Below are 4453 nucleotides of genomic sequence, written 5' to 3' on the forward strand. Positions count from 1 at the left end.
GTTGCCCTCGGTGCCGACCTCGCGGGCCACGCGCGTGACCTCGTCGGCGAAGGCGGAGAGCTGGTCCACCATCGTGTTGATGGTCGACTTCAGTTCGAGGATCTCGCCCTGCGCGTCCACCGTGATCTTCTGCGACAGGTCGCCGTTCGCCACGGCCGTCGTCACCTGGGCGATGTTGCGGACCTGTGAAGTCAGGTTCGAGGCCATGAAGTTGACGTTGTCGGTCAGGTCCTTCCAGACCCCGGACACGCCCCGCACCTGCGCCCGCCCGCCCAACTGGCCCTCGGTGCCCACCTCGCGGGCGACACGCGTGACCTCGTCGGCGAACGCGGACAGCTGGTCGACCATCGTGTTCACGGTGAGCTTCAGTTCGAGCAGCTCACCGGTCGCCTCGACGGTGACCGTACGGGTCAGGTCACCCCGCGCCACCGCCGTCGTCACGAGGGCGATGTCCCGCACCTGCGCGGTCAGCCGGGACGCCATCGTGTTGACCGCCTCGGTCACATCACGCCAACTGCCCGACAGACCCTGCACCTTGGCGCGTCCGCCCAGTCTGCCCTCGGTGCCGACCTCGCGGGCGACCCGGGTCACCTCCCCGGTGAACAGGGAGAGTTGGTCCACCATCTTGTTCACCGCGCGGCCCAGCCGTCGTAGATCACCGCGCAACTGCCTGCTGCCGTCGTGCAGATCGACCCGCTGGGTCAGGTCGCCGCCCGCCACCGCGTCCAGCACCCGGGTCGCGTTGGCGGCCGGGGCGACCAGGGCGTCGAGGAGCTGGTTGACGTCGTTGACACGGGAGGTCCAACTGCCCTGGCCGGGGCTGGCCGAGAGGCGTTCGTCGAGGCGGCCGTGGCGGATCAGCTCCCGTTTGACGCGCTGCGTCTCGGAGTTGAAGTGGGTGCTGCGGTCCATGATCTGGTTGAAGGCGGCGGTCAGTTCGGCCACCATGCCGTGGCCCGTCTCCGGCGCCTTCGTGAAGTCGCCGTCGCGGGCGGCCGTCATCACGGCGAGCAGCGGACGGAGATCGGATGCTCGAATCCAGTCGTCTTTGTGACCGTCTTCGAGCACACGAGTAGCACTGTTCTCACTCATGGCGGCCCACTTCGGTAACTCGGCGCTTATGGCCGCGGTCAGTCTGTCACTCTGTCCGCATCGACCGAGGCGTAATCGTCCGAACTGCTCGGGGAGCTGTGCATGGGGGCCATACCGACGCAACGGGAGACCACTTCGCGTCCTCCCGACGCGCCCGCGCACCACCGCGCACACCACGGCGCGGACCCGCGTGCGACGGTGCGCGCCACACTGTCCGGAAGCCCCCTGGCGCCCGGTTCCGCCCGCGGCCTGGTGCGCTCCGCGCTCCGCGAGTGGGCCGAACTCGGCCTGCCCGGAACCGAGTTCCTCACCGACCGGCTCGCCGACGACGCGATGGTCGTCGTCAGCGAACTCGTCACCAACGCCGTCGTGCACGCGGGCACGGACGTCGAGCTGGTGTGCCGACTGGAGGACGCGGACTCGATCGTCGTCGAGGTCGCCGACCACCACCCCTCCCGCGCCCCGCGCGACAACAGCGCCGAACCGGCGTACGAGACCCCGGAGTTCGGGCGCGGCCTGCGGCTCGTCTCCACGCTCGCCGAGGCCTGGGGCGTCACCTACCGCACCGGCACCAAGACCGTATGGGCCCGGCTGCCCGCCGAAGGCACCCCGGCCGCCGAGGAGTTGGAGAGCTACGCCGTGGAGCGCGGCCTCCGCGTCGCCGAGATCCTCGCCCCCGAACCCCAGCGCGCCGAACGCGACCGGGACTGGCTGGGCCGCGGCGCCCTCTCCTTCCTCGCCGAGGCCTCCGACCTGCTCGCCGGTCAGCTCGACGAGGACCTCGTCGCCGCGCTCGCCGGACAGCTGATCGTGCCGAGACTGGCCGACTGGTGCGCCGTATGGCTGGAGGACGAGTCGATGGGCCGCGGCGGCGGCTGGGGCGAGAGCGCCGGAACCAGCGGCGGGCCGCGGCTCGCCCGCGTCTGGCACGGCAGCGAGAACCGCATCGAGGAGCTGCGCCGCGCCCTGGAGAAGGACCCGCCCCGCCCACCGGACTCCCTGCGGCCCGTGACCTACCCCTGGCCAACCGACGCGCTGGGCCCGCACGGCACGCACGGCGCCGCACTCTCGTACCGCCTGATCGCGGGCGGCCGTCCGCTCGGCACACTCGTCATCGGACGGTCCGGGCTGCCGCACTTCCCCGACGAGGTCACCGGCCTGGTCGAGGACCTCAGCCGCCGCGTCGCGCTCGCGATCGGCGCGGCCCGCCAGTACGCCCGCCAGGCCACCATCAGCCGCGTCCTCCAGCGCGGCCTGCTGCCCGGCGCCGTCGCCGAGATCCCCGGCCTGCACAGCGCCCTCGTCTACGAACCCTGCGACAAAGGCGGCCCCAGCGGCGACTTCTACGACCTGTTCCCGGCCAGTGACGGCCGCTGGTGCTTCGCCCTCGGCGACGTCCAGGGCAAGGGCCCCGAGGCCGCCGTAGTGATCGGACTGGCCCGCCCCTGGCTACGGCTGCTCGCCCGCGAGGGCTACGGCGTCGCGGACGTCCTCGACCGCCTCAACCAGCTCCTCCTCGACGACGCCACCGAGGCCGCCGACGCGGCCGCCCACGCCCTCGTGGCGGCGGGCGGCATGCCGGGCCCGGTCGGCGACGGCCCCCGCTTCCTCTCCCTCCTCTACGGCGAGCTGGTCCCCTTCGACGGAGGCGTCCGCTGCACCCTCGCCTCCGCCGGACACCCGCTGCCGCTGCTCCTCGGCCCGGACGGCAGCGTCGGTACGGCAGCCCGCCCGCAGACCCTCCTCGGGGTCATAGAGGACGTGACGTACACCAGCGAGACCTTCGAACTGCGGCCCGGCGACAGCCTGTTGTGCGTCACGGACGGGGTGACCGAGCGGCGCTCCGGGGCGGTCCAGTTCGACGACGGCGACGGGCTGGCGACCGCGCTCGCCGGGTGCGCGGGGCTGAGCGCCGAGCTGATCGCGGAGCGCATCAAACGCCTGGTGCACGAGTTCGGCGGCCGTCCCCCGGAGGACGACATGGCGCTGCTGGTGCTCCAAGCGGAATAGGCGGAGCGGACAGGCGGAGTAGGTAGCCGCACCGGTGCTGGACAATGGAAGACATGCCTTCCGCACTCCCCGACGGCGATCCCGTCCCCGAAGACGGCTCCCTGCCCGCAGCGGCGCTCGCCGGGGCCGCCGACCGCCCCCTCGGGTTCTACCTGCACGTCCCGTACTGCGCGACCCGCTGCGGCTACTGCGACTTCAACACCTACACGGCGACCGAGCTGCGCGGCACGGGCGGAGTGCTGGCCTCCCGCGACAACTACGCGGACACCCTGATCGACGAGGTCCGCCTGGCCCGCAAGGTCCTCGGCGACGACCCGCGCCAGGTCCGCACGGTCTTCGTCGGCGGCGGTACGCCCACGCTGCTGGCGGCGGGCGATCTCGTACGGATGCTGGGCGCGATCCGCGACGAGTTCGGCCTGGCACCGGACGCGGAGATCACGACGGAGGCGAACCCGGAGTCGGTGGACCCCGCCTACCTCGCGGCCCTCCGCGACGGCGGCTTCAACCGCGTCTCCTTCGGCATGCAGAGCGCGAAACAGCACGTACTGAAAGTCCTGGACCGTACCCACACCCCCGGCCGCCCCGAAGCCTGCGTCGCGGAGGCCCGCGCGGCCGGCTTCGACCACGTCAACCTCGACCTGATCTACGGCACCCCCGGCGAGACCGACGACGACTGGCGCGCGTCCCTCGACTCCGCCCTCGGCGCGGGCCCGGATCACATCAGCGCGTACGCCCTGATCGTCGAGGAGGGCACCCAGCTCGCCCGCCGCATCCGCCGCGGCGAGGTCCCCATGACGGACGACGACGTCCACGCCGACCGCTACCTCATCGCCGACGAGGTGATGTCGGCGGCGGGCTTCGACTGGTACGAGGTGTCCAACTGGGCAACGTCGAATTCCGGCCGTTGTCTCCACAACGAGCTCTACTGGCGCGGCGCCGACTGGTGGGGCGCGGGCCCCGGAGCGCACTCGCACGTGGGCGGGGTTCGGTGGTGGAACGTGAAGCACCCGGGCGCGTACGCGGGGGCGCTGGCGGCCGGCCGCTCCCCGGGTGCGGGCCGGGAGATCCTCTCGGCGGAGGACCGCCGGGTGGAACGCATCCTCCTGGAACTACGACTCCGGGAGGGCGCCCCACTGGACCTGCTCCGACCGGAGGGGCTCGCGGCTTCGCGCCGGGCGCTGGGGGAGGGGCTGCTGGAGGCGGGGCCGTACGAGGCGGGGAGCGCGGTGCTCACGTTGCGGGGGCGGTTGCTGGCGGACGCGGTGGTGCGGGACCTGGTGGACTGATCGGATCGCCCCGTCAGCCCCGTCAGCCCCGTCAGCCCCGTCAGCCCCGTCAGCCCCGTCAGCCC

3 protein-coding genes are annotated in these 4453 nt (G+C 72.5%); 2 read left to right on the forward strand and 1 reads right to left on the reverse strand.

Features of this window, described 5'->3' with window-relative positions; genetic code table 11:
• A partial coding sequence (locus tag SPR02S_RS58100) for a HAMP domain-containing protein (protein ID WP_174447609.1) occupies positions 1–1092 on the reverse strand: 1092 nt, incomplete at its 3' end.
• Between the two features lie 102 nt (positions 1093–1194).
• Between SPR02S_RS58100 and SPR02S_RS47910 the strand changes: the two genes are divergently transcribed.
• Complete coding sequence (locus SPR02S_RS47910) at positions 1195–3102, forward strand: SpoIIE family protein phosphatase (RefSeq protein WP_019064187.1); 1908 nt, start codon at positions 1195–1197, stop codon at positions 3100–3102.
• Positions 3103–3155: 53 nt separating this feature from the next.
• Positions 3156–4388, forward strand: a complete 1233-nt coding sequence (hemW, locus tag SPR02S_RS47915) for a radical SAM family heme chaperone HemW (protein WP_019064188.1) — start codon at positions 3156–3158, stop codon at positions 4386–4388.
• The last annotated feature ends 65 nt before the right edge of the window (positions 4389–4453 follow it).

The organism is Streptomyces prunicolor NBRC 13075 (assembly GCF_000367365.1).
In the GTDB taxonomy this organism is placed as follows: domain Bacteria; phylum Actinomycetota; class Actinomycetes; order Streptomycetales; family Streptomycetaceae; genus Streptomyces; species Streptomyces prunicolor.